Genomic DNA, 25,245 nt, shown 5'->3' on the forward strand with positions numbered 1-25,245 from the left:
TCTTTACCGGTTAGTGTGCTGATATGGCTCAGTCGGTAGAGCGCATCCTTGGTAAGGATGAGGTCCCCAGTTCGATTCTGGGTATCAGCACCATTTTCAAGTTAGTTTTAAAAGCTTTTGCCTGACGGCAATAGCGCCGTGGAACCACCTGATCCCATGCCGAACTCAGAAGTGAAACGCGGTAGCGCCGATGGTAGTGTGGCATTCGCCATGCGAGAGTAGGACACTGTCAGGCACCTATTTAGAAGAGGCCTCCCATTCGGGAGGCCTTTTTGCATTTCTGTCTTCCAAAAAACTGCACTGCCGCCGGCATTTTAGTAAAAGTGCTGGGCTATCAAGGGATTGCCCGTTACTCTTTAGCCGTTGCCGATTAACACGTGATGCTGCCAGCGAGGTATTGATGGCTACGTTGAAGGAAATTGCACAGGAAGCGGGGGTTTCTCTCGCCACGGTATCCCGGGTACTGAACGAGGATCCCAGCCTGAGCGTCAAGGAAGAGACCAAGCAGCGGATCTTCGAGATTGCCGAACGGCTGGAGTACAAGACCAGCAGCGCCCGCAAGGGGGTACACAAGAGCAAGCTGCACTTTCTGGTGGTCTATGCCTATCCCCAGAGTACCGAGGTCAACGACCCTTACTATCTCGCCATCCGTTATGGTATCGAGACCCAGAGTGCCCGCCTCAATATCGAACTGACCCATCTCTACAACTGCGGTGAAGGGCGCGAACTGAGCGCCGTGGATGGCATTCTGCTGGTCGGTACCCTCACAGCCGAACGTCTGGCCCAACTCAGGGCCTGTTCCAGCCAGCTGGTGTTTGTTGACTGCCGTTCACAGGGAGAGTTCGACTCGGTCGATGTGGATCTCGCTCTGATCAGCCAGCAGGTCGTCGATTACTTCATCGCGCAGGGGCACCAGCGCATCGGTTATATCGGTGGTCAGGATGAGAATCCGGATCTGCGTGAACTGGCCTTCCGGGATTATGGCCAGCGGCTGGGAGTGGTGCAGGAGAACGATCTCTATCGCGGCGATTTCTCCAGTGCTTCCGGCTACCAGTTGGCGAAGGAGATGCTGTCGGGTGAATGGCCCAAGGCGCTGTTCGTCGCCTCCGATTCCATCGCCATCGGTGTGCTGCGTGCCATTCATGAGAAGGGACTGGCGATTCCCCAGCAGATCGAGCTTATCAGCGTCAACGATATTCCGACCGCCAAGTTCACCTTCCCACCGCTCTCTACGGTGCGGATCCACTCCGAGTTGATGGGCTCCCAGGGGGTCAATTTGCTGGTTGAGCGGCTGCGAGACGAGCGGGATATTCCCCTTCGGGTGCTGGTGCCGAGCAAGTTGACCCTGCGTGGCACTACTCGCTGATTTTAGTAAAATATTCTGCTTTTTAGTCGCGCCATCTTGCGGTGGTGCGACACCTCTCCCAAGCAAACCTCTTTCCCATATCATCCAGTAACTTCATATCATATTGTTTTATAGTTGATTTTATTGCTAATCAGCCAACTCTTATCAACATCCATGCCACTCATCCATATCTTGCCCTCCTTTATCTCCCGCTTCTGATCTCGCTCACAAAACCATCTGTTCATTGTGATCAGGTTAAAACTTTACCAACCTAAAGCTGATATTTAGTAAATATTTATCTAGAGTTTACCCAGTTAACGTTGCCTTGTTCCGGGAGGACATGTGAATAACTGGGAAAACGTCCAATTCGTTGGTGAAAACAGGCTGGCCCCTCGCGCCTACTTCTTCTCTTATGCCGACCACGCGCTGGCGGCCACCATGCAGCGCGAGCTGAGCCGCCGTTTTCTGAGCCTTGGCGGCCAGTGGCAGTTCCACTACTTCGACCACCCCCTGCAGGTACCCGAGGCCTTCTATCACAGCCCCATGAGCGAGTGGGGCCAGATCACCGTGCCCAACATGTGGCAGATGGAAGGGCACGGCAATCTGCAGTACACCGACGAGGGTTTTCCCTTCCCCATCGACGTGCCCTTCGTGCCGACCAACAACCCCACCGGCGCTTATCAGCGCAGCTTCACGCTGAGCCCGGCCTGGGACGGCGAGCAGGTGATCATCAAGTTTGACGGGGTGGAGACCTACTTCGAGGTCTATGTGAACGGCCACTACGTCGGCTTCAGTAAGGGCAGCCGTCTCACCGCCGAGTTCGATATCAGTGCCTACGCCAAGGTTGGCGAGAACCTGTTGTCGGTGCGGGTGATGCAGTGGGCTGACTCCACCTATATCGAAGATCAGGATATGTGGTGGATGGCGGGGATCTTCCGCGACGTCTATCTGGTGGGCAAACCGGCCGCCCATGTGCAGGACTTCTTTATCCGCACCGCGCTGACTGATGACAACCAGAGCGCTACCCTGAGCTGCGATATCCAGCTCGAGAACCTGGGGGCGGCCGCCCGTGATCACCGTCTGGTCTGGTCGCTGCTGGATCAAGGCCGCGAGATCGCCAGCGGTTCGCTCGATCATCTCGCCATCGACGGCAAGTGTGATTGCCGCTTCACGCTGGATCTGGCCAATCCCCATCTGTGGAGCGCCGAAGATCCTTACCTCTACCAGCTGCAACTCTCCCTCTACAACGGTCAGGGCGAGCTGCTGGAAGTGATTCCGCAGCGGGTCGGGGTGCGTGAAATCAAGGTCAAGGATGGCCTCTTCTACGTCAATGGTCACTACCTCAAGCTGCACGGGGTGAACCGTCACGACAACGACCACCTCAAGAGCCGTGCGGTCGGCATGGATCGTGTTGAACGCGATATCGTGCTGATGAAGCAGCACAACCTCAACTCGGTGCGCACCGCCCACTACCCGAATGACCCGCGCTTCTACGAGCTGTGCGACCAGTACGGTCTGTTTGTGATGGCGGAGACCGACGTGGAGACCCACGGCTTTGCCAACGTCGGTGATCTCAGCCGCATCACCGATGACCCCTTCTGGGAGCCGGTGTTCGTGGATCGCATCGAACGCCACGTGCACGCTCAGAAGAACCACCCCTCCATCATCATCTGGTCGCTCGGCAACGAGTCCGGCTACGGCTGCAACATCAGAGCCATGTACCAGCGCTGCAAGGCGATCGACCCGACCCGGCTGGTGCATTACGAAGAGGATCGCGATGCCGAGGTGGTGGATGTGGTGAGCACCATGTATTCGCGCGTCTCCCAGATGAACTGCTTCGGCGAGTTCCCGATGGCGAAGCCGCGCATTCTCTGCGAATACGCCCACGCCATGGGCAACGGCCCGGGTGGCCTCAGCGAATACCAGCAGGTGTTCGACCGTCATCCCCACATTCAGGGCCACTACATCTGGGAGTGGTGCGATCACGGCATTCTGGATCAGGACGAGCAGGGACGCCCCGTCTACAAGTACGGCGGTGACTACGGCGACTACCCCAACAACTACAACTTCTGCATGGATGGCCTCATCTATCCGGATCAGACCCCGGGGCCGGGCCTGCGTGAATACAAGCAGGTGATCTGCCCGGTCAAGGTGCGGGCTCTGGATCTGGCGAGCGGCAAGCTGGAAGTGGAAAACCGCTACTGGTTCTCCACTCTCGACGATATCCGCCTGCTGGTCGAGGTGAAGGCCGAGGGAGAACTGCTGGCCAGCCAGCAAATCCGGTTGGAAGGGGTGGCTCCCGGCGCCACCACAGAGCTGCAACTCGAGCTCCCCACTCTCGATGGGCGGGAAACCTTCGTCCAGCTGCGGGTCATCAAGGCCACCGCCACCCGCTATAGCGCGGCGGAACACGAGCTGGGCCAGTACCAGTTCCAACTGAAGGCATCGACTCGCCAGCTGCGACCCTTTGCCAATCCCAACGCTACCCCGTTGCAGATTGCCGACGAGCGCCTCGCGCTGACCTTGAGCGGCAGCGGCTTTGCCCTGCGCTTCTCGCGCCTCGACGGCAAGCTGGTGAGCTGGCAGCTGGATGGCAATGAGCTTATCGAGCGGGCGCCGCGTCTCACCTTCTTCAAGCCGATGATCGACAACCACAAGCAGGAGTACGAGAGCCTGTGGCACCCCAACCACCTGCAGATCATGCAGGAGCACTTCCGCACCTTAAGCTGGCGCCAGCTGGGTGAGGCGGTCGAGGTGACGGTCGAGAGCCTCATCGCGCCGCCGGTGTTCGACTTCGGCATGCGCTGCCGCTACGTCTACACCCTGAGCCCGAACGGTCAGCTGCACGTGGCACTGTCCGGTCAGCCCTACGGCGGTTATGACGACATCATCCCCAAGATCGGCTTCGAGCTGGGCATTCGTCAGGATCTCGACCGGGTGCACTACTACGGCATGGGGCCGGGTGAAAACTATCAGGACAGCCGCCAGAGCAACTGGATCGACAGCTTCCAGAGCACAGTCGGCGAGATGTGGGAGCACTACCCCTTCCCGCAGGACAACGGCAACCGCCAGCAGGTGCGCTGGGCGACCCTGACCAATCGCCACGGCGCCGGTCTCTACGTGCGACCCGATGCCCCCATCAACCTGAGCGTCTGGCCCTACAGCTGGGAGCATATCCACGCGGCGCAGCACATCAATGAGCTGGAGCCCTGTGGTTATCTCACCCTCAATCTGGATCACAAGGTGCTGGGGCTGGGCTCCAACTCCTGGGGCTCCGAGGTGCTGGACTCCTGGCGGGTGCGCTTCGAGCCGTTCAGCTTCGGTCTGACCCTGCTGCCCATCGCCCGTGGCAACCTCAATCCGGCTGCGTTGGCCGGGCTCGATCTCACCATCAACGGCGGGAGGAACCTCGCATGATCACCCTGGACAACCTGACCCTGTTCAAAAACATCTACCGGGAGGGCAAGAAGTGGGGCCGCTGCGTGGAGGCCATCAATAACCTGGCCAACCTCAAGCCCGGTATCTGCCACTCCATCGGTGACTCCCTCACTTACCGCTTGCAGGAGGGGGCCAGCCCGGCCACCTCCCTGTTCGAGGGGCAGCGCCGCTACTTCGACGTTCACTACTACCTGGAAGGGGAAGAGACAGTGGAGTGGGCAGCCAAGAGCGAGCTGCGGGTCGAGCAGGCCTATGACGACACCACAGACCGCGAGTGGCTGGCAGGCGAGGTGCGTGAGCGCCAGAAAGTCGGCAACGGTCAGGTGGTGATCTTCGAGAACGACGAGGCTTACCGGTTCGCAGGCGACAGCCCGGTGCGCAAGGTGATCATCAAGGTCACCGTCGAAGGCGGCTACTTCAAGAACAAATAACAAGCCGCCGGTTCTGCACTGATAAAAGCCGGAATGGCGGGGCTCACCCTACAAATCATGCCCCGCCCTTTCGCTGAGATAACTACAGGTCTGGAGATGCACCATGTCTGATTCCAAACGGAATACGATAGGCAAGTTTGGTCTGCTGTCGCTCACCTTCGCGGCGGTATTCAGCTTCAACAACGTCATCAACAACAACATCGAGATCGGTCTGGCCTCGGCCCCGATGTTCTTTCTGGCCACCATTTTTTACTTCATTCCGTTTTGCCTGATCATTGCGGAGTTCGTATCACTGAACAAAAACTCCGAAGCAGGGGTGTATGCCTGGGTGAAGAGCTCCCTCGGCGGTCGCTGGGCCTTTATCTCCGCCTACACCTACTGGTTCGTGAACCTGTTCTTCTTCACCTCGCTGCTGCCGCGGGTTATCGCCTACGCCTCCTATGCCTTCCTCGGCTACGAGTACATTCTCACCCCGGTGGCGACCACGGCGTTGAGCATGGTGCTGTTTGCCTTTGCCACCTATGTCTCCACCAACGGCGCCAAGATGCTCGGCCCCATCACCTCGGTGACCTCGTCCCTGATGCTGCTGCTGACCCTCTCCTACATCCTGCTGGCAGGTGCGGCACTGGTGGGCGGCGTACAGCCAGCCGACCCCATCACGGTAGAGGCCATGGTCCCCGATTTCAGCTGGGCCTTCCTGGGCATCACTACCTGGATCTTTATGGCAGCCGGTGGCGCCGAGTCGGTGGCGGTCTACGTCAATGACGTGAAGGGCGGCTCCAAGTCCTTCGTGAAGGTGATCATCATCGCCGGGATCTTTATCGGGGTGCTCTACTCCATCGCCTCGCTGTTGATCAACGTGTTCGTACCGAGCGGTACCCTGAAATATACCGGCGGCTCGGTACAGGTGTTCGAGGGGCTGGCGGCCTACTTCGGCCTACCGGAGATCCTGATGAACCGCTTCGTGGGGCTGGTCTCCTTCACCGCCATGTTCGGCTCCCTGCTGATGTGGACGGCGACCCCGGTGAAGATCTTCTTCTCCGAGATCCCGGCCGGCATCTTCGGCAAGAAGACGGTCGAGCTGAACGAGAACGGCGTGCCTGCCCGGGCAGCCTGGATCCAGTACCTCATCGTGCTGCCGCTGATGGTGATCCCGACCCTGGGCTCCAACACCGCGCAGGATCTGATGAACACCGTCATCAACATGACCGCCGCTGCCTCCATGCTGCCGCCGCTGTTCATCATGCTGGCCTACCTCAATCTGCGGCTGACGCTCGATCACCTGCCGCGGGATTTCAGGATGGGTTCGCGCACCACCGGCATCGCCGTGGTCTCGGTGCTGATCGCCATCTTCTCGGTGGGCTTCCTCGCCTCCACCTTCCCGACCGGCGCCGACATCATGACCATCATCTTCTACAACGTCGGCGGGATCGTGATCTTCCTCGGCTTCGCCTGGTGGAAATACAACAGATACGAGGCCTCCCTCAGTGCCGAAGCGCGTGCCAAAGAGGCCCAGCCGACAGCGCAGGTTGCCATGCAGACGCCATAGCCACTGCATTGAATTCCAATCAAACCGGGTGGCCGTTGGCCACCCGCAAACCGTTGAACCAGAAAAGGAAAAAAGCATGAGCGAGACGATCGAGTTTGCCGAATTCAAACGGGTCGAGATGAAGGTGGGCAAGGTGCTGGAGGTGGTGCGTCACCCCGGGGCAGACAAACTCTACATCGTCCAGATCGATGTGGGTGGCGAGCGGCCGCTGCAGACCGTCACCAGTCTGGTGCCTTATTACAGCGAGGAGGAGCTGATGGGCAGCGAGGTCGTGGTGCTGACCAACCTCAAGTCCACCAAGATGCGCGGCGAGCGATCCGAGTGCATGTTGCTCTGCGCCGAGACCCCGGATGAGAGCCAGAGCGTGCTGTTGCAACCGCGGGTGCCGATGGCGCCGGGCACCCCGATCGTCTGACTGGTATTGCGAGCCGGTGCGGGAGACTGCACTGGTTCAGCAACGAGGCCGCCCACGCGGCCCGATCATAACAAGAGAATAAAGCGCGGGGCCGACAGACCCTTGCCGAACACATCACAGAGTCACAGCGCTCCCCGCAGGGAGCGCAAGTCCACTGGAGGACACCATGTCTGAATCCGTACGCGGCACCATAGGCAAGTTTGCCCTGTTGTCGATGACCTTTGCCGCCGTGTTCAACGTGCGCAACATCGTCAACAACAACATCGAGCTGGGGCTCAGCTCCGCCCCCATCTTCCTGCTGGCGACCATCGTCTACTTCATCCCGTTCGTCTTCATCATCGCCGAGTTCGTCTCGGCCAACAAAAACTCAGAGTCGGGGATGTACGACTGGCTGAAAAAACCGCTCGGCACCCGGATGGCCTATCTGGGCTCTTTTCTTTACTGGTTCGTGAACCTGTTCTGGTTCGTCTCCCTGCTGCCCAACGTCATCGCCTACGCCTCCTACGCCATGCTGGGCTATGAGTACAGCTTCTCGCCCATGGTCACCTCGATCATCTCCATCGTGCTGTTTGCGGCGGCGACCCATATCTCTACCAAGGGGGCGAGCTGGCTCGGCAAGATTGCCGAGATCGTGGCCTACGGTGTATTTGCCCTGTTCGCCATCTATGTGCTTGGTGCCCTGATGGCCCTGAGTGGCGATCATGTGCCGGCCCAGCCCATCACGCTGGAGGCAATGACTCCCACCGTCAACTGGGCGACGCTCGGCATCATGTGCTGGATCTTCCAGGCGGCGGGCGGTGCCGAGACGGCGGCGGCCTACCTCAATGACGTGAAGGGGGGCCAGAAGTCCTTCATCAAGGTGATCATCAGTGCGGGTATCGTCATCGGTGCCATGTATGCGGTCGGTTCCCTTTTGGTGAACGTGTTCGTACCGCGCGAGAGCCTCACCTATGCCGGCGGCATGGTGGAGATCTTCACCGGCATGGCGCAATACTTCGGTCTCTCCGAGGCGCTGGTGGGCCGCTTCGTCGGCGTGGTGCTGTTTATCGCCATGTTCGGCTCCATGATGATGTGGACCTCGGCGCCGGTGAAGATCCACTTCTCCGAGATCCCGCAGGGGGTTTACGGCGAGAAGACCACCCAGCTCAACGAGCACGGCGTGCCGGTGCGCGCCGCCTGGTGGCAGTTTGTCTTCGTGTTCGCGATGCTGGTGGTCAACGGCTTCGGCTCCGAGTCGGTGCAGCAGATGATGAACACCGCCATCAACCTCACCGCCGGTACCGCCATGTTGCCGCCGATCTTCATCATGGTGGCCTACTTCGTATTCCGCTGGAAACATGACGACACTCCGCGCGACTTCCGCATGGGGTCGCGCAAGTTCGGGATGGGCGTGGTGTCGGTGCTGATCGCCATCTTCGTGGTGAGCATGAGCGCCTCCGCCTTCCCGAGCGGGGTGGATTTGGTGCGCGCCTTCTTCATCAACGTCTTTATGACTGCGGTCTTCTCGGCGCTGGCCTACTGGTGGATCTCCCGCTTCGAGAAGCGGCAGGCCCGCAAGCTCGCCGGCAATGAGAAGAAAACCGGCAACGGCACGCTGGCCAGCCAGCGCTGATCGGCTGGGCGGAAAAGCGGAACGGGCGGCCTTGGTCGCCCGTTTTTTTATCCATTTTCAGCCGTTGGGGAGCTGTCAGGGCCGGCTTATCGTCAACTTTTGCTGCTCGATATGGCGAAGGTGTTAAGCATTGATGAACAATTATTCGCCGCTCAACTTTGCGCCTCTCTGTTATCGGGGTAAGCTGGAGGTTCGCTTTAGCGGGAGGTGCCAGACATCTCCCGCTCTGTTTCTTGTCCTCCCCAATCCTGACTGTCGCCATGGCTGCAGGATGCCCTTCTGATGGAGACCTTTCGTGCGTCTGGATCCCTTTACTGTTGTGCTGATTGCGGTGGTCACTCTGGCCTCCCTCTTTCCCTGCGAGGGGCAGGTGGCTGTCTGGTTCGGTCTGCTGACCAAGCTGGCGGTGGCGCTCCTGTTCTTCATGCATGGCGCCAAGCTGTCGCGCCAGAACCTGCTGGCGGGCCTCGGTCACTGGCGGCTTCATCTGGTGGTGATGCTCAGCACCTTCGTGCTGTTTCCGCTGCTGGGGCTGCTGCTCACCCCGCTGGTACCGGGCTGGCTGAGCCCGGCTATCTACCTCGGCTTCCTCTATCTCTGCGCCCTGCCGGCCACCGTGCAGTCGGCCATCGCCTTTACCTCGATGGCGGGGGGCAATGTGTCGGCGGCGGTGTGCAGCGCCTCGGCCTCCAGCATCCTCGGGATCTTCCTCTCGCCAGTGCTGGTGGGGATGATGATCCACGTGCAGGGGGAGGGGATCGACACCTGGCACTCCATCCAGTCCATCATGATGCAGCTGATGCTGCCGTTCGTGGTGGGCCACCTGTCGCGCCCGCTCATTGGTCGCTGGGTCGATAGCCACCGCCCGCTCATCGGCAAGCTGGATCAGAGCTCCATCCTGCTGGTGGTCTACGTCGCCTTCAGCGAGGCGGTGGTGCAGGGGATTTGGCGTCAAGTAAGTTGGTACGATCTGGCCAGTATTGTGCTGCTGAGCTGCGTCTTGCTGGCGCTGGTGCTCTGCTGGAACGTCTGGATCAGCCGTCGCCTCGGCTTCGACAAGGCGGACGAGATCACCATCGTCTTTTGCGGCTCGAAAAAGAGTCTGGCCAACGGGGTGCCGATGGCCAACGTCATGTTCCCGGCCGCCAGCGTCGGGGTGATGGTGCTGCCGCTGATGATCTTCCACCAGATCCAGCTGATGGTCTGCGCCGTGCTGGCCCGCCGCTATCACGAGCAGGGGCATTGATACTCGCGCCGTTTTGACTGCCATAACAAGAGGGAGGCCCGTTGGCCTCCCTCTTCTCATCTGCATGCCGATCGGCGGATTAGCGTTTGCGCCAGACGGTCAGCTGCGCCACCGTGTGCTGGTATTTGCGGGCGGTCTCGCGGATGACGAAGGGCACATCCCGCGGCGGGCAGTGCTCCTCGAACTCCGCCGCCAGCAGCCGTTGCAGCGCCTGATAGGTGGTGAGCGCCTCGCCGTTTTCGCGAATGCCGCCGAGCCAGTTGGCGGGTGGGGTATATTCCGCCAGCCAGGTATAGGGGCTGGTGAGCACCAGCAGGCCACCGCTGCGCAGTCGGGGTGCGATATCCCGCAGGAAGCGGGCGGGCTCCCGCAGCCGGTCGATGAGGTTGGAGGCGAGCACCAGATCGTAGTGGTCATATTTGGGCTTGAGGTTGCAGGCATCCCCTTGACTGAAGTGGATGCGCTCAGCCTGACTTGCCCCCAGCCCGTGGCTCGACAGGCGCGCCTCGCAATACTCCACCAGTTCACCCTCCAGCGGAATGGCGTAGCGGAAACTGTCCTGGCTGGCGAGGGCCAGCGCCACATCGATGAAGCGGGCCGAGTAGTCCACCCCGTCCACATGCTGGAAGTGGCGGGCCAGTTCGAAGCTGGCGCGGCCGGTAGCGCAGCCGATATCCAGCGCCCGCTGGTGGTTGCTGCAGAGCTCGCCAGCAAGATCAGCAAGCGTCTTGGCGTAGTTGGCTACCCCGAAGTGGCTCGGGCCGTACTGGAAGTCGAGGTACTGAGCGACCAGCGTGTCGGTTTCATAGGGATTCACGATAACGGGTTCCTGATAACGGGAGACCAGATAGCGGAAACCCGCATGCTGGAAGAAGTGACGCCGGAAGGCGTAACGGGATGATTTGAGCGCTTCGTTACCTGTGCTGATCCAGCTGCCGCCCTTGATCAGGGTGTGCTTGCCATCAAAGGTGGGGGTGGAGAAGTCGTCGTAGAGCGGGTGGATTTTAAAGCCGTCGAAGCCGTCGATGGCGGTGCTGGTCCACTGCCAGACATTGCCCACCAGATCGAAGAACTCCCCTTGCGGGCAGGCATCCACCGGGCAGGAGGAGGCGAAACGGGCCAGATTGATATTGCCGGGGGCCTCCATCCAGTCCGGCTGATCGCCGGGTACCTGCTCGCGCAGCAGCTGCCACTCCGCCTCGCTCGGCAGCTGGATGGGAAGGCCGGTCCGGGCCGCCTGCCAGCGACAGAAGGCGGCCGCCTCCAGCTGATTCACCTCGACTGGCCAGTCCCATGGCATGGCGACCTGCTCGGTCATCAGCCGCAGCTGCAATTGTTCGGGCTCGGCGGGGTCACCCACCCAGAAGGTGGGCATCTGCGCCTTGGCGTACTGACACCAACCCCACCCCTCTTCATCCCACCACTGTTGCTGGCCGTAGCCCCCCGCCTGGACGAAGGCGAGGTACTCGGCATTGCTCACCAGCATGCGGCTGGCCTGAAACGGGGCCAGCTCGATCTGGCGCTCGCCATATTCGTTGTCCCAGCCGTAGGTGGCGTCCCGCTTGCCAAGGCGCACCTTGCCGCCTGCAACCGGCAGCAGGCTGTTGGCGGGCACCTGGTCAATGCGGTGGCGGGCTTCGGTACAGGCGGGCCAATAAGGCTGCGGCCGCACCCAGGCGAGCGGCAGCTGGCGGATCAGCACGCTGGAGGTTTCGAGGTGGATGCGCTCGTGCTCTATCCCCATCAGGATCACCCAGGCCGGGCTTTGCCAGTCGATGGGCAGGGTGAGCGGCATCTGGCGAATAAAATCGCACACCAGCGAACGGACTTTGGCCCGATAGCTGCGCAGCTCGCTGACCTTGGGCCAGTCGTAGTGGGTCTCGTCCAGATCGTCCCAGCTCATCTCGTCCACCCCGATGGCGACCATGGCCTCGATGCGGGCATCCAGCCGCTGATCGATCAGGCGCGCCGCCAGCAGCTTGTTGATAAAGAAGGCGGCGGTGTGGCCGTAGTAGAAGATGAGCGGGTGGCGCAGCGGGATCGCCTTGTTGAACCAGGCCCGCTCATCGGCCAGACAGTCGAACAGCGAATCGTAGAGATCGAAGGTCTGGCAGAAGTAGGCGAGCAGCTCGCGCCGTTTCTGCTCGGGATCGCTGCCGGTCAGCAGCGGGGTGCGAGTCGGTTCCGGCAGACCGGTGGCGGTGGCATAGAGAGGGCTTGCTTGGGTCACGCTCTGACTCCTTGTTGGCAGTGAAGACTGACAAGACAGTGGTAATGACATTACCGCAATAGAGAGCTTGGTACGCACGAAGTACCACTATTGGCTCAACAGACCGGCAGGACAATCAAAAACGTCCACGGGCTGTCAGCATAGTGACCGGCAGGACGACCCGCCAATCAGCCACAATCATATCCGTTCGAGAATGGTTATTTTCACCAAAATATGGTCTAAATGGCTCTCTAAATTCTTCACTCTGTTCTGGGTGAAATAGTTATTTCCTTTTGAATCATCATGTTAATTTTTGGCTCACGCTTTGCAGAGCATGAAAACCAATTGGCCCTGGATGGCCAACACATAAAAAGGAGGAGAGTAGCGATGAAATGGATGATGGTTGTCATGTTGATGGTTGGGCTCAGTGGGTGTCACTGGCTGGATCAGACCAGAGTGACCGGCGCGGGGGCCGTGGTCGAGCGCCAGCAGGCGCTTGGTGACGGGGTGACCCGGGTGCTGGCGGGTGTGCCTGCCACCCTCCATCTGGTCGCGGGGGAGCCGCGCGGCATCCTGATCAAGGGGCAGGAGAACCTGCTGCCCTATCTGGAGCTGACCGAGAGCGGCGACAAGCTGGAGATCGAGGTGAAGGAGGGTTACCGGCTCGATCCTACCGAGCCGCTGGAGCTGACCATCACCTTGCCGGTGTTGAACGAACTGGCATTGGCCGGGACCGGCAACGGCGATCTGAGCGGCTTCAAGGGGGATTCGCTGGTGCTGTCGGTGGCCGGTACCGGTGACATCGTCGCCAGTCAGCTGGAGCTGAAACGGCTGGAAGGGAATATCGCTGGCACCGGCAGTCTGGAGCTGGGCAGCGGTTCGGCACAGGCTATCGAGCTGAACATTGCCGGTGCTGGCGACGTGCTCGGGAGCGAGATGCGCGGCAACGAGGTAGAGGTCAATATCGCCGGTAGTGGTGATGTGGCGGTACGGGCGCAGGAGACGCTGAAAGTCGGCATCGTCGGCTCAGGCAACATCGCCTACTGGGGCGATCCCAAGGTGGAGCAGCAGATCGCAGGCTCCGGCGGCGTGACCCGCGCGGGCAGCTGATATCAACCGATCACCACAACTGGAACAGGCCCGCAACGGGCCTGTGTTGATCAGAGGTGGCGGGCGTGAAAGCGCAGGTGCGCCTCGATAAAGCTCGCCACGAAGTAGTAGCTGTGGTCATAGCCCTCGTGGCGGTTGAGCTCCAGCGGCCATCCCTTGCTGGCTGCCACCTCGGCCAGCGCATCGATATGCAACTGCTCGGCGAGGAAGGGATCATCCAGCCCCACATCCACCAGGGTGGGCAGCGGCGTGACCGGCTGGTGGCGCAGCAGCTGGCAGGCATCCCACTCCTGCCACAATAGCGGATTGCTGCCGAGGTAGGCGCCGAGCGCCTTCTGGCCCCAGGGGCAGCGGCTCGGGTGGCAGATCGGGCTGAAGGCCGAGACCGAGCGGTAGCGACCGGGCTCCCGCAGCGCGGCGATCAGCGCACCGTGACCGCCCATGGAGTGGCCACTGATGGCGCGGCGGGTCGAGACCGGGAAGTGGGTCTCTATCAAGTCAGGCAGCTCGCGGGTGACGTAGTCATACATCTGGTAGTGCGCCTGCCAGGGGCTCTGGCTGGCATTGACGTAAAAGCCCGCGCCCATGCCGAGGTCATAACCGGGATCGTCCGCTACACCGTCACCGCGGGGGCTGGTGTCCGGCGCCACCAGTGCGATGCCAAGCTCGGCGGCAATGCGCTGGGCACCCGCCTTCTGCATGAAATTCTCATCGGTGCAGGTGAGGCCGCTGAGCCAGTAGAGTACTGGGACTTTCTGGCCGGTGAGGGCCTGAGGCGGCAGATAGATGGCAAAATTCATCTCGCAGCCGAGCACGCTGGCGTGGTGGCGATAGCGCTTGTGCCAGCCGCCGAAGCTCTTGTTGCTGCTGATAATCTCCAGATTCATCGAAGGACTCCTGTACCCCGCCCACGATGGCGGGCGGGGCGATCATGCTCAGTAGTGGATGACGGTGCGGATGCTCTTGCCTTGGTGCATCAGATCAAATGCGTCGTTGATCTGCTCAAGCCCCATGGTGTGAGTGATGAAGTCATCAAGACGGAACTCACCCTGCATGTAGCGCTGCACATAGCTCGGCAGTTCGCTGCGACCGCGAACCCCGCCGAAGGCGCTGCCGCGCCAGACCCGACCGGTCACCAGCTGGAACGGACGGGTGCTGATCTCCTGACCCGCTCCGGCGACGCCGATGATGACCGACTCGCCCCAGCCCTTGTGGCAGCACTCCAGCGCCGCACGCATTACTTTGACGTTGCCGATGCACTCGAAGGAGAAGTCGACGCCGCCGTCGGTCAGTTCGACGATCACCTCCTGAATCGGTTTGTCGTAGTCGTTCGGGTTGATGCAGTCGGTGGCGCCCAGCTTGCGGGCCAGCTCGAACTTGCTCTCGTTGATGTCGATGGCGATGATGCGACCGGCCTTGGCCAGACGGGCACCGATCACCGCCGAGAGGCCGATGCCCCCCAGCCCGAAGATGGCGACGCTTTCACCCTCCTTCACCTTGGCGGTGTTCATCACGGCGCCGATGCCGGTGGTGACGCCGCAACCGAGCAGGCAGACCTCTTCCAGCGGGGCGGCCGGGTCCACCTTGGCGATGGAGATCTCCGGCAGTACCGTGTATTCGCTGAAGGTGGAGGTGCCCATGTAGTGATAGATGGGCTGGCCATCTTTCGAGAAGCGGGTGGTACCGTCCGGCATCAGCCCCTTGCCCTGGGTGGCACGGATCTTCTGGCAGAGGTTGGTCTTGCCGGATTTGCAGAATTTGCACTCGCCGCACTCGGGGGTGTAGAGCGGGATCACGTGATCCCCCACCTTGACGCTGGTGACCCCTTCGCCGACCGATTCGACGATGCCGCCCCCCTCGTGACCGAGAATGCAGGGGAAGACCCCTTCCGGATCCTCACCGGAGAGAGTGAAGGCATCGGTGTGGCAGACGCCGGTGGCGACGATGCGCACCCGCACTTCGCCCGCTTGCGGCGGCATGACCTCGACCTCTTCAATGGAGAGGGGCTGACCCGGGCCCCAGGCGATGGCGGCTTTACACTTGATGCTTTGAACCTGTGCCATGAATGACATCCTTCTTGTTGAGCAGGGTGAACAGAGATGAGTTCGGACAGTCAGTGTAGTTTCCCGCCGATTTGGTGATAATGAGGGCAAATCTCAAATCACTTTTACACACAGGTAATAATGTTCGGCTGGGAAGGGATCTGTGAATTTGTCAGCGTGGCAGAGCAGGGGGGCTTTACCCCGGCGGCGCGCAAGCTGGGGGTGTCGGTGGCGCAAGTCAGCCGGCAGGTGGCACAGCTGGAGGATCGGCTGCAGGCCAAGTTGCTGCTGCGCACCACCCGTCAGGTGCGGCTCACTGAACTAGGCGAGATCTACTATCGCCACTGCCGTCAGCTGCTCGATAACCTCTACGAGGCGGAGCTGGCGGTGGGGCGCCATCAGGCGGTACCGCAAGGCACCCTGCGCATCACGGCCCCCGTCTCCTACGGCGAGAGCCGCATTGCCCCGCTGGTGAATGACTTTATGGTGCGCTTTCCCCAGTTGGAGGTGACCCTCAACCTCACCAACCAGCTGCTGGATCTGGTGCATGAAGGCTACGATCTGGCGCTGCGGCTTGGCCACCTCAAGGATTCGACGCTGGTGGCGCGCAAGCTGGCGCAGCGGGTGCCCTATGTCTGCGCCTCACCGGCCTACACCGCCCGCCACGGCATGCCCAGCAGCCTCTCCGAGCTGACCCGCCACACCTGCCTGGTGGGCAACAGCGACGAGTGGCACTTCACCCTGGATGGCCGCCCCCACAGCGTGCGGGTGCGCGGCCTGTTGCAGTGCAACAGCGGCCACGCCCTGCTGGATGCGGCGCTCAAGGGGATCGGCATCATCCAGCTGCCGGACTACTACGTGAGCGACCATCTGGCCCAGGGCGAATTGATCGAGCTGCTGCCCGAACTGCGGGCCCCGGCGGAGGGGATCTGGGCCCTCTATCCCCATAACCGCCACCTCTCCCCCAAGGTGCGGCTGCTGGTGGACTACCTCGCCGAGCGGCTGAGCGACCCGCAGCAACCGGCGCTGGTGATGCCGATAGGCTAGGGCGCTCCTCGCCAGTTGACTCACTGGCGGCGGGCGACAGGTGCGATGGCCGGAAAATAAAAGAGCCCTTGAGGAATCAAGGGCTCTTTTGCAGGTAACAACCGGATGGTCGGTGACCCATCACTCGATGTTCTGGATCTGCTCGCGCATCTGCTCGATAAGGACCTTCAGCTCGACGGCCGACTGGGTCACTTCGGCGTTGATCGACTTTGAACCAAGCGTGTTCGACTCGCGGTTGAACTCCTGCATCATAAAGTCGAGACGACGGCCGCAGGCGCCACCCTTCTTCATGATTTTGTTGGTTTCGCTGATGTGCATCTCCAGACGATCCAGCTCTTCGGCCACGTCGATCTTCTGGGCCAGCAGCACGATCTCCTGCTCGATGCGGGCCGGATCCAGCTCCACCTTGGCTTCGGCCAGACGGTCGGTGAGCTTCTGGCGCTGCCACTCGATGATCTGCGGCAGGTGGACGCGCACCTTCTTCACTTCCACCTGAATACCGGCCAGACGCTGTTCGATCAGCGCCTTGAGGTTGGCCCCTTCGCTGGCGCGGGAGGCGAGGAAATCTTCCATGGTCTGGTCAAACCCGCCGAGCAGCTCGGTGGCGACCGCGTCCATGTCCTGTTCGGCGGCAGCCATGACACCCGGCCAGCGCAGCACGTCGACCGGGTTGAGCTGGCCCTGGCCGGCTTCTTTCATTACCCAGCTGGCGCTGTCGATGATGAGCTTGGCCAGCTCTTCATTAATATGTAGCTGGCTGGCTGCGGCCTGAGCGGCCTCGAAGCGCAGGTTGCACTCCACCTTGCCGCGCTGCAGTTTGGCGCGGAAACGCTCACGCAGAACCGGCTCCAGGCTGCGCAGTTGCTCCGGCAGGCGAATGTAGGTCTCCAGATAGCGCTGGTTGACCGAACGAATTTCCCAAACGGCTGTGCCCCAGTCGCCCTTGAATTCCTTGCGGGCGTAGGCGGTCATGCTGTGAATCATTGATTGTTCCGGGCTTAATGAAGTGTGCGGCCAGTATACTCAGCCCGGCCCTGCTCGTCAGCCGATGCCGTGGTTTTAGCGGCTGATATTTGGGGCGGGATCACTTATAATCCCCCGCCAATTTGAGCCAGCCCAGAGGTCCGTTCCATGTCACGTCCAAGCGATCGCAGTGCCGCGCAACTTCGCCCGGTTACCATTACCCGCAATTTCACCAAACATGCAGAAGGCTCAGTGCTGGTGGAGTTCGGTAACACTCGCGTGCTCTGCACCGCCAGCGTTGACACCAGCGTGCCGCGCTTCCTGAAAGGGAAGAACCAGGGCTGGGTGACCGCCGAGTACGGCATGCTGCCGCGCTCCACCCACTCCCGGATGAACCGCGAAGCGGCCTCCGGCAAGCAGAGTGGCCGTACTCTGGAGATCTCCCGTCTGATCGCCCGCTCCCTGCGCGCGGCGGTAGACCTGACCGCGCTGGGCGAGCACTCCATCACAGTTGACTGTGATGTGCTGCAGGCCGATGGCGGCACCCGCACCGCCTCCATTACCGGTGCCTGCGTGGCGCTGGTGGATGCGCTGAACTGGATGGTCGAGAAGGGCATGATCAAGCAGAGCCCGCTCAAGCAGATGATCGCCGCCGTCTCCGTCGGCATGTATCAGGGCGAAGCCATCTGCGATCTGGAGTACATCGAAGACTCCGCCGCCGAGACCGACATGAACGTGGTGATGACCGAAGATGGTCGCATCATCGAGGTGCAGGGCACTGCGGAGGCCGAGCCCTTCACCCATGAGGAGCTGCTGGAGATGCTGGCGCTCGCCAAGGGCGGCATCGCCGACATCATTGCGCTGCAGAAGCAGTCGCTCTCCTGATTTTAAAAACGCGGCATTGACCGCGTTTTTTTATACCCCCACACAAGTAAACGACAAGCCAAGCAAGGAGCCAGAATGAAAGCCTACCAGCGTCAATTTATCGAGTTCGCCCTGGAGAAACAGGTCCTCAAATTCGGTGAATTCACCCTGAAATCCGGTCGTAAAAGCCCCTACTTCTTCAACGCCGGTCTGTTTAACAGCGGCCGCGATCTGGCCCGTCTCGGCCGCTTCTATGCCGCTGCTCTGATGGATGCCGGCATCGAGTTCGATGTGCTGTTTGGCCCGGCCTACAAGGGGATCCCCATCGCCTCCGCCACCGCCGTGCAGCTGGTGGAACAGTACGACGTGGACGTGCCCTGGTGCTTCAACCGCAAGGAGGCCAAGGATCACGGCGAGGGCGGCAATCTGGTGGGCAGCCCGCTCAAGGGTCGCATCATGCTGGTGGATGACGTCATCACCGCCGGTACTGCCATCCGCGAATCCATGGATCTGATCCAGGCCAGCGGCGCCTCGCTGGCGGGTGTACTGATCGCGCTGGACCGTCAGGAGAAGGGCAAGGGCGAGCTCTCCGCCATTCAGGAGGTGGAGCGTGACTACGGCGCCCACATCATCGCCATCATCCAGATGAGCGACCTGATCGCTTATTTGGAAGAAAAGCTGGAAGAGAAGCAGGCCGAACAGCCGGAGCTGGCAGCGCAACTGGCGGCCATGAAGGCTTACCGCGCCCAGTACGGTATCTGAGTTCCGCTCACACCGCGCAATAGCTGAATGCGGCGCCCGTTTGTTCTCTGGCAGCAAACGGGCGCCGTTTTTTCATCTGCAAAAAGTGGATCATGTGGCTTGAGCTTACCCTTACGGTAAAGGTTAGGGTTTGCCAGTCGGCGTTTTGTTGTGCCGACGAGTTCCGGGGAGGAACAACATGACCACTCATCTTCAATCACCCATTCATCTGCAGTTGCCGCTCAGCGGCATGAGCTGCGCCAACTGCGCAGGCCGTATCGCGGCCAGTCTCAACAAACTCGACGGGGTATCGGCCACCGTCAACTTCGCGCTGGAGCAGGCGGCCATCGAGTTGGCCAGCCCCGATCGCCTGTCTGCGGTGCTCGACAGCATCAAGAGTCAGGGTTACGACTACGGCAGCGAGACCTTTTTGTTTCAAATTACCGGTATGACTTGTGCCGGTTGTTCGGCTCGACTGAACAAAATGCTGGCCGCGCTGCCTGGCGTTATCTCCGCCGAGGTCAACTTCTCCATCGAACAGGCCCGCATCGTGCTGATCCCCGGGATGCAGACGCCCGCCGCTTTACGCGAGCAGATCGAGGCGCTTGGCTTTGGCGCCCAGCTGGCACAGGGGTCGGCCAGCGGCCGCCGCCAGCAGTTGCTGGAGCGGGAGGCGCAGGAGGCCGCCACTGCCCGTCAGGCGCAGATCCGGGTCATCGTCTCGGCGTTGCTGACCTTGCCGCTGCTGGTGGGGATGCTGGCCATGGCCGGACTGTTCCCCTGGCATCTGCCCGCCTGGTTGGAGCCGCTGCTCGCCACCCCGGTGCAGTTCTGGATCGGGGCCCGTTTCTATCGCGGCGCCTGGCTCGCCATCAAGAACCGCGCAGCCAATATGGATGTGCTGGTGGCTACCGGCACCAGCGCCGCCTACTTCTACAGTCTCTATCTGTTGTTGACGCTGGGGATGGCTGCCAGCGGCAAGCTCTATTTCGAGGCGAGCGCCATCATCATTACCCTGATTTCGTTGGGGAAACTGCTGGAAGCTCGGGCCAGACGCAGCACCCAGTCCGCCATTCGCGAACTGATGGCGCTGCGGCCGGAAACCGCCACCGTCAGGCGTGGCGAGAGCTGGCAGAGTGTCGCTATCGACGAAGTGCTGCGCGGCGATCGACTGCGGGTGCTGGTGGGTGAGCGGGTGCCGGTGGATGGCAGAATCGTGAGCGGCGCCAGCGAGCTGGATGAGTCGATCCTCACCGGCGAGAGTCTGCCGGTGCCGCGCAGTGCGGGCGACAAGGTGCTGGGCGGAGCCATCAACCGCTCCGGCGTTCTGGAGATCGAAGCCACTACCGTGGGGGAGGATTCCAGCCTCAGCAAGATTATCGCATTGGTGGAGAGTGCCCAGATGGGCAAGGCGCCGCTGCAACAGTTGGTGGACAAGGTCTCCGCCGTGTTCGTACCGGTGGTGATGGCCATCGCCCTGTTCACCCTGCTGGTGTGGTACGCCATCAGCAACGACTTCGGTCAGGCCCTGCTGGCGGCTGTGGCGGTGCTGGTGATCGCCTGCCCCTGTGCGCTGGGGCTGGCGACCCCGGCGGCCATCGTCACCGGTACCGGAGTCGCGGCGCGCCACGGCATTCTGATCAAGGATGTGGATACCCTGCAGAAGGCCCACGCCATCAAGGCGCTGATCTTCGACAAGACCGGCACGCTCACTCAGGGCAAGCCGGTACTGGCCAGCTGGAGCGGCAATGACGAGCAGTTGCATCTGGCCGCCGCCCTGCAGCAGGCGAGCGAACACCCGCTGGCGCTGGCGATGCGCGAGGCGGTCGGCAGCGGGGTGGCACTGCCTCAGCCCGACGCGGTCGAGGTGCGGGTCGGTGCCGGTATTGTCGGTCAGGTAGCGGGTCACACAGTCGCCATCGGTAATGGCTCCCTGCTGGCCCAGCTCGGCATTGATCAGCCGCAACAGGATGAACAACCTGCCGATGGCGCTACCCGGGTCTGGGTCGCTATCGATGGCGTGGTGGCCGGCATTGCGGCACTGGCCGATACCCTGCGCCCCGAAAGTCCGGAAGCCATCGCCACCCTGCGCCAGCGCGGCATCGCCAGCTGGCTGGTGAGCGGCGATGCACCTGCGCCGGTGGCCCATATCGCCGCCAAACTGGGGCTGGACGGGGCCTTTGACTCCGTGCTGCCAGCGGGCAAGGTGGAGAAAGTGGAGGCGCTGCGGGCGCAAACCCGCGGGCTGGTGGCCATGGTGGGGGACGGGGTGAACGATGCCCCGGCGCTGGCGGCGGCGGACGTCGGCATCGCCATGGGCTCCGGCTCCGACGTGGCGATGGAGACCGCCGCCATCACCCTTATGCGCTCTGATCCGCGGTTGGTGGCCGATGCCATCGACATCTCGGCGGCCACCTGGCGCACCATACAGCAGAATCTGTTCTGGGCCTTCGTGTTCAACATCATCGGCATTCCGCTGGCGGCACTGGGTTACCTCAGCCCCGAGTTGGCGGGGGCGGCCATGGCCCTGAGCAGCATTACCGTTTTGAGCAATTCCCTGTTATTGAAACGCTGGCAGCCCAGGGCGGCGCACGGGCCAGCATCCAACCCGATCAGTAAGGAGGCATAAATGAACATCAGCAAGGTTGCCAAGGCCACTGGGCTGACCGCCAAGACCATCCGTTATTACGAGAGCATTGGCCTCATCACCGCCCCGGTACGCAGTGACAACGGCTATCGCAGTTACACCGAGGGGGCGCTGCGGGAGCTGCGTTTCGTCAAGCGGGCGCGGGAGACCGGCTTCAATCTGGAAGAGTGTCAGGAGCTGCTGGCGCTCTATCGGGACGAGCACAGAACCAGTGCCCAGGTGAAGAAGCTGGCGCAGGAGAAGATCGTCGATCTGCGCGCCCGCATTGCCGGTTTGCAGGCCATGCTTACCTCCCTGGAAGGGTTGGTCTGCTGCTGCCACGGGGATGAAAATCCCGAGTGCCCGATCCTCGACGAATTGGAGAAGGGGTGAGCAAGGACTCACCTGCCAGCGCAGAAGAAATCGTTATTGATTGATTAACTTCTTAATAAGCGGCGCTTTATTGTTGCGGGTCAGGGGGGTAATGGTAGACTGCTCGGCTCTTGTACAGGAGTACTCAGTTGACCCAGAGTGTGACACGCCAGGTTAAGCAGGCCATTATGGCCCAGCTCTATACCCATGCATCGTTCAGTCTCCCCTGTTTGGGCGTGTTGGCATTTGGCTGGAGTCTGCTGTTTCACGACTATCTACCCGCCATCGAAGCGCTCGGTTGGCTGGCAGGCACTTTCCTGTGGCTGCTGGGTCGGGGCTGGCACCTGCGCTGGCGCCGAGCCCGCCTGCACCAGACTCCGTTGCCGGTGCTGGAGCGGGAGCTCTTTATCGGAGCCACCACTACCTCCATCATCTGGGCCCTCGGGGTGCTGCTCTACATGGACAAGCTGCCCGATACCTACCGGGCCGCCATGATGATGCTCTCCAGCCTCATTCTTACCGGCAGCGCCATCATGCTGTTTGGCAGCCGCCGCACCCTCTATGGTTCCGCCCTGCCGCTGGGCATGGCGATGCTGTTCGAGCTGGGCAATGGCAACGAGCAGGAGCGGATTGTCTCCTGCATGCTGGCGGGCTATCTGTTTGTCTTTCTGCCGACCCTGTTGCGCCGGATGCGGCGGGATCAGATCGCCTCGCTCCACCACCGTTTCTCCAACGCCGAACTGGTGGCCGAACTGAAGGCGGTCTCCGAGCATTTGCGTCTCACCTCCCGCCTCGATGGCCTGACCGGCATCGCCAACCGTGCCCATCTCGACGACTCTCTGGAGCGGGCCTGGCGGCGCTGCCATCGCGCCCGGGCGCCGTTGTCGCTGGTGCTGGTGGATGTGGATTACTTCAAGCAGTTCAACGATCTCTACGGCCATCAGCTGGGGGATGACTGCCTGCAACAGGTGGCGGGGCTGCTGGCCGAGGTGGAGCGGCGCGAGGATGATCTGGCGGCCCGTTATGGCGGCGAAGAGTTTGCCCTGCTGCTGCCCTGCACCGGCATGCAGGGGGCGTTGCAGGTGGCGGACAATGTGCGGCAGGCGCTCAAGGAGCTGGCCATCCCGCACCAGAAGTCACTGGTCTCCGGTCGGGTCACATGTAGTTTTGGTGTTGCGACACTGATACCGGACAACAGCATGAAAATCGCCGATTTGATCCAAAAAGCGGATGCGGCACTCTATCAGGCCAAGCATAATGGGCGGGATCGAATCGAAGTAGCCTTGATGGGTAAGGTTGCCTGAATTTAACGTGACAGATTAAAGAGGTTGTCTATGCAATGTCATCGTATCGAAGAGCTGCTGGAGTTGTTGCAGCCTGCCTGGATCAAGGAACAGGATCTCAGCCTGGTGCAGTTTGTTGCCAAACTGGCCCAAGAAGCGGGATTTGAAGGGCCTCTGTCCGAGCTGACCGACGACATGCTGATCTATCACCTCAAAATGCGGGAATCCGACAAGCAGGCGATGATCCCCGGTCTGGCTAAGGATCATGTGCCCGATTTCAAAGAGGCGCTGCTCAAGGCGCGCGGAATCAAGTGAATCTTTAGCGGAAGCGCATCACCTCGGGGTGATGCGCTTTTTTGTTGCCGAAAATTGCGATCCAACCCCAATATTAGATACATCTAATCCACACAATTAGCATGCTGTTTAAGATATAATCCGCTCCATAACAAATAAGGGAGCGATGTCTTGCAATGGCCGACCACGATAAAATCGATATCAAGGACGTCACCGACAAGGGCGTAACCGGGACTTTCAACCCCAATACGTTCAAAGCCAGCGACGACAGATTCAACCCGGGCAACCGCATCTATGTGCGGGCCCAGAAAGGGTATTGGCAGCGGATGCGCAAGGCCATGGGCTGGTTCTTTGTGGCGCTGTTCGTGCTGCTGCCCTGGCTGCGTTACGACGGGCGACAGGCGGTGCTGTTCGACCTCGGTCACCAGCAGTTCCATATCTTTGGCGCCACCATCTGGCCGCAGGATCTGACCCTGCTCGCCTGGCTCTTCATGATCGCCGCCTTCGGACTCTTCTTTATTACCACTTTCCTCGGTCGGGTCTGGTGTGGCTATCTCTGCCCACAGACGGTCTGGACCTTCATGTTCATCTGGTTTGAAGAGAAGCTGGAAGGGCCCGCCAACAAGCGGCGCAAGCTGGACGAGGCGCCCTGGAGCGGCGAGAAGCTGGCCCGCAAGGGTGCCAAGCATCTGGCCTGGCTGGCGATCTCGCTGGTGACCGGCCTGACCTTCGTCGCCTACTTCCAGGATGTGACTGAACTGGTGCCAGACCTCTTCACCCTGCAGGCTAGCGGATGGGTGCTGTTCTGGGTGCTCTTCTTCACCATCATCACCTACGGCAATGCAGGCTGGATGCGTGCCATCATGTGTATCCACATGTGCCCCTATGCCCGCTTCCAGTCCGCCATGTTCGACAAGGACACCTTCATCGTCGGCTATGACACCAAGCGTGGCGAGACCCGTGGCGCCCGCTCCCGCAAGGCAGATCCCAAGGCGATGGGGCTGGGTGACTGTATCGACTGCGATCTTTGCGTGCAGGTCTGCCCGACCGGTATCGATATTCGCGACGGCCTGCAGTACGAGTGCATCAACTGCGGTGCCTGCGTCGATGCCTGCGACCAGACCATGGAACGTATGGGTTATCCGAAAGGGCTTATCAGCTACACCACAGAGCACAAGCTGGCCAACGACTCCACCCATGTAGCGCGGCCCAAGTTGATCGGTTACGGGCTGGTGATGGCGGTGATGCTGGGGGTCTTTGTCTACAACGCCATGTCCATCATGCCGATGGGGCTCGATATCCTGCGGGATCGCAACCAGCTGTTCCGCGAAAACAGCGAGGGGCTTATCGAGAACACCTACACCCTCAAGATCCTCAACAAGACCCTGCAGTCCCAGACCTACCAGCTTGATGTGGAGGGCTTGCCCGAGTATCAGTGGTTCGGCCCCCGTGAAGTGACCCTGAAGGCGGGCGAGATCTACACCCTGCCGGTCAGTCTGGCGGTCGATCCCTACAACCTGAAACGGCCGGCGCTGGATATCCAGTTCGTGCTGAAACGGGAGGGGGCGGCGCCCGATGACAGCAAGGGCAACCTGCGCCAGGGCAGCAAGTTTATCAGCCGGTTGTAACTGTGTGTGGCTGCGGGCCGGGCGTGACAC

20 protein-coding genes, 1 tRNA gene and 1 rRNA gene are annotated in these 25,245 nt (G+C 61.1%); 18 read left to right on the forward strand and 4 right to left on the reverse strand.

Translation table 11 applies throughout. The annotated features are described in order from the left end of the window. Positions 1-17 precede the first annotated feature (17 nt). From AB5Y97_RS18925 to AB5Y97_RS18965, 9 genes are all read left to right on the forward strand, one after another. A tRNA-Thr gene (locus AB5Y97_RS18925) sits at positions 18-93 on the forward strand. A gap of 27 nt (positions 94-120) precedes the next feature. After that, positions 121-235, forward strand: a 5S ribosomal RNA gene (rrf, locus tag AB5Y97_RS18930). A 165-nt stretch (positions 236-400) separates the two neighbouring features. Continuing rightward, positions 401-1,366 carry a transcriptional regulator EbgR gene (ebgR, locus tag AB5Y97_RS18935; RefSeq protein WP_368158748.1) on the forward strand — a complete coding sequence of 322 codons (966 nt, stop codon included), beginning with the start codon at positions 401-403 and terminating at the stop codon, positions 1,364-1,366. A 321-nt stretch (positions 1,367-1,687) separates the two neighbouring features. Next, positions 1,688-4,762 carry a beta-galactosidase subunit alpha gene (gene ebgA, locus AB5Y97_RS18940; protein WP_368158750.1) on the forward strand — a complete coding sequence of 1,025 codons (3,075 nt, stop codon included), beginning with the start codon at positions 1,688-1,690 and terminating at the stop codon, positions 4,760-4,762. Beyond that, complete coding sequence (locus tag AB5Y97_RS18945) at positions 4,759-5,214, forward strand: beta-galactosidase subunit beta (protein WP_335812565.1); 456 nt, start codon at positions 4,759-4,761, stop codon at positions 5,212-5,214. Before ebgA ends, AB5Y97_RS18945 begins: the two co-directional genes overlap by 4 nt. Before the next feature lie 103 nt (positions 5,215-5,317). Continuing rightward, positions 5,318-6,763, forward strand: a complete 1,446-nt coding sequence (locus AB5Y97_RS18950) for an amino acid permease (RefSeq protein ID WP_368158752.1) — start codon at positions 5,318-5,320, stop codon at positions 6,761-6,763. Positions 6,764-6,839: 76 nt separating this feature from the next. Further along, positions 6,840-7,178, forward strand: coding sequence for a tRNA-binding protein (locus AB5Y97_RS18955; protein ID WP_368158755.1), 339 nt, complete (start codon positions 6,840-6,842; stop codon positions 7,176-7,178). Between the two features lie 166 nt (positions 7,179-7,344). Continuing rightward, the gene (locus AB5Y97_RS18960) at positions 7,345-8,790 is read left to right on the forward strand and encodes an amino acid permease (protein ID WP_236317114.1); all 1,446 of its coding nucleotides are present in this window, start codon (positions 7,345-7,347) and stop codon (positions 8,788-8,790) included. 295 nt (positions 8,791-9,085) lie between these two features. Further along, complete coding sequence (locus tag AB5Y97_RS18965; protein ID WP_101530356.1) at positions 9,086-10,036, forward strand: bile acid:sodium symporter family protein; 951 nt, start codon at positions 9,086-9,088, stop codon at positions 10,034-10,036. A gap of 79 nt (positions 10,037-10,115) precedes the next feature. Here AB5Y97_RS18965 and ovoA read toward each other — a convergent pair whose 3' ends face one another. Further along, positions 10,116-12,266, reverse strand: a complete 2,151-nt coding sequence (gene ovoA, locus AB5Y97_RS18970; RefSeq protein WP_368158757.1) for a 5-histidylcysteine sulfoxide synthase — start codon at positions 12,264-12,266, stop codon at positions 10,116-10,118. 366 nt (positions 12,267-12,632) lie between these two features. Here ovoA and AB5Y97_RS18975 point away from each other — a divergent pair, with 366 nt between their 5' ends. Then, positions 12,633-13,355 (forward strand): head GIN domain-containing protein, encoded by a 723-nt coding sequence (locus tag AB5Y97_RS18975; RefSeq protein ID WP_368158759.1) that lies wholly within the window; start codon positions 12,633-12,635, stop codon positions 13,353-13,355. Positions 13,356-13,405: 50 nt separating this feature from the next. Here the strand turns inward: AB5Y97_RS18975 and fghA are convergent, their stop codons facing one another. Together fghA and AB5Y97_RS18985 are read right to left on the reverse strand one after the other, a co-directional pair. Continuing rightward, a complete protein-coding gene (gene fghA, locus AB5Y97_RS18980; protein ID WP_100647111.1) occupies positions 13,406-14,242 on the reverse strand; it encodes an S-formylglutathione hydrolase in 837 nt (278 codons plus the stop codon). Between the two features lie 48 nt (positions 14,243-14,290). Continuing rightward, positions 14,291-15,418: an S-(hydroxymethyl)glutathione dehydrogenase/class III alcohol dehydrogenase gene (locus AB5Y97_RS18985; protein WP_159142821.1), complete on the reverse strand. Its 1,128-nt coding sequence runs from the start codon at positions 15,416-15,418 to the stop codon at positions 14,291-14,293. 120 nt (positions 15,419-15,538) lie between these two features. Here AB5Y97_RS18985 and AB5Y97_RS18990 point away from each other — a divergent pair, with 120 nt between their 5' ends. Then, entirely contained in the window at positions 15,539-16,444 is a 906-nt protein-coding gene (locus AB5Y97_RS18990) for a LysR substrate-binding domain-containing protein (RefSeq protein ID WP_368158761.1), read from the forward strand. 120 nt (positions 16,445-16,564) lie between these two features. On the opposite strand, the gene AB5Y97_RS18995 is transcribed toward AB5Y97_RS18990, so the two are convergent. Further along, positions 16,565-17,428 (reverse strand): YicC/YloC family endoribonuclease, encoded by an 864-nt coding sequence (locus AB5Y97_RS18995; RefSeq protein ID WP_005342032.1) that lies wholly within the window; start codon positions 17,426-17,428, stop codon positions 16,565-16,567. Between the two features lie 147 nt (positions 17,429-17,575). Here AB5Y97_RS18995 and rph point away from each other — a divergent pair, with 147 nt between their 5' ends. From rph to ccoG, 7 genes are all read left to right on the forward strand, one after another. Continuing rightward, a complete protein-coding gene (gene rph / locus AB5Y97_RS19000; RefSeq protein ID WP_005339589.1) occupies positions 17,576-18,292 on the forward strand; it encodes a ribonuclease PH in 717 nt (238 codons plus the stop codon). Positions 18,293-18,367: 75 nt separating this feature from the next. Further along, positions 18,368-19,033, forward strand: coding sequence for an orotate phosphoribosyltransferase (gene pyrE, locus AB5Y97_RS19005; protein WP_368158763.1), 666 nt, complete (start codon positions 18,368-18,370; stop codon positions 19,031-19,033). A 178-nt stretch (positions 19,034-19,211) separates the two neighbouring features. Then, entirely contained in the window at positions 19,212-21,641 is a 2,430-nt protein-coding gene (locus tag AB5Y97_RS19010; RefSeq protein ID WP_368158764.1) for a heavy metal translocating P-type ATPase, read from the forward strand. Next, a complete protein-coding gene (cueR, locus tag AB5Y97_RS19015) occupies positions 21,642-22,031 on the forward strand; it encodes a Cu(I)-responsive transcriptional regulator (RefSeq protein ID WP_005356117.1) in 390 nt (129 codons plus the stop codon). A 128-nt stretch (positions 22,032-22,159) separates the two neighbouring features. Continuing rightward, complete coding sequence (locus AB5Y97_RS19020) at positions 22,160-23,314, forward strand: diguanylate cyclase (RefSeq protein ID WP_368158767.1); 1,155 nt, start codon at positions 22,160-22,162, stop codon at positions 23,312-23,314. Positions 23,315-23,344: 30 nt separating this feature from the next. Beyond that, positions 23,345-23,608, forward strand: coding sequence for a YihD family protein (locus tag AB5Y97_RS19025; RefSeq protein ID WP_005339598.1), 264 nt, complete (start codon positions 23,345-23,347; stop codon positions 23,606-23,608). A gap of 155 nt (positions 23,609-23,763) precedes the next feature. Then, on the forward strand, positions 23,764-25,215 hold the full coding sequence (ccoG, locus tag AB5Y97_RS19030) for a cytochrome c oxidase accessory protein CcoG (protein ID WP_005356121.1): 1,452 nt from the start codon (positions 23,764-23,766) through the stop codon (positions 25,213-25,215). The last annotated feature ends 30 nt before the right edge of the window (positions 25,216-25,245 follow it).

It is taken from the genome of Aeromonas sp. R10-2, assembly GCF_040908445.1.
GTDB classification, from domain to species: Bacteria; Pseudomonadota; Gammaproteobacteria; order Enterobacterales; family Aeromonadaceae; genus Aeromonas; species Aeromonas veronii.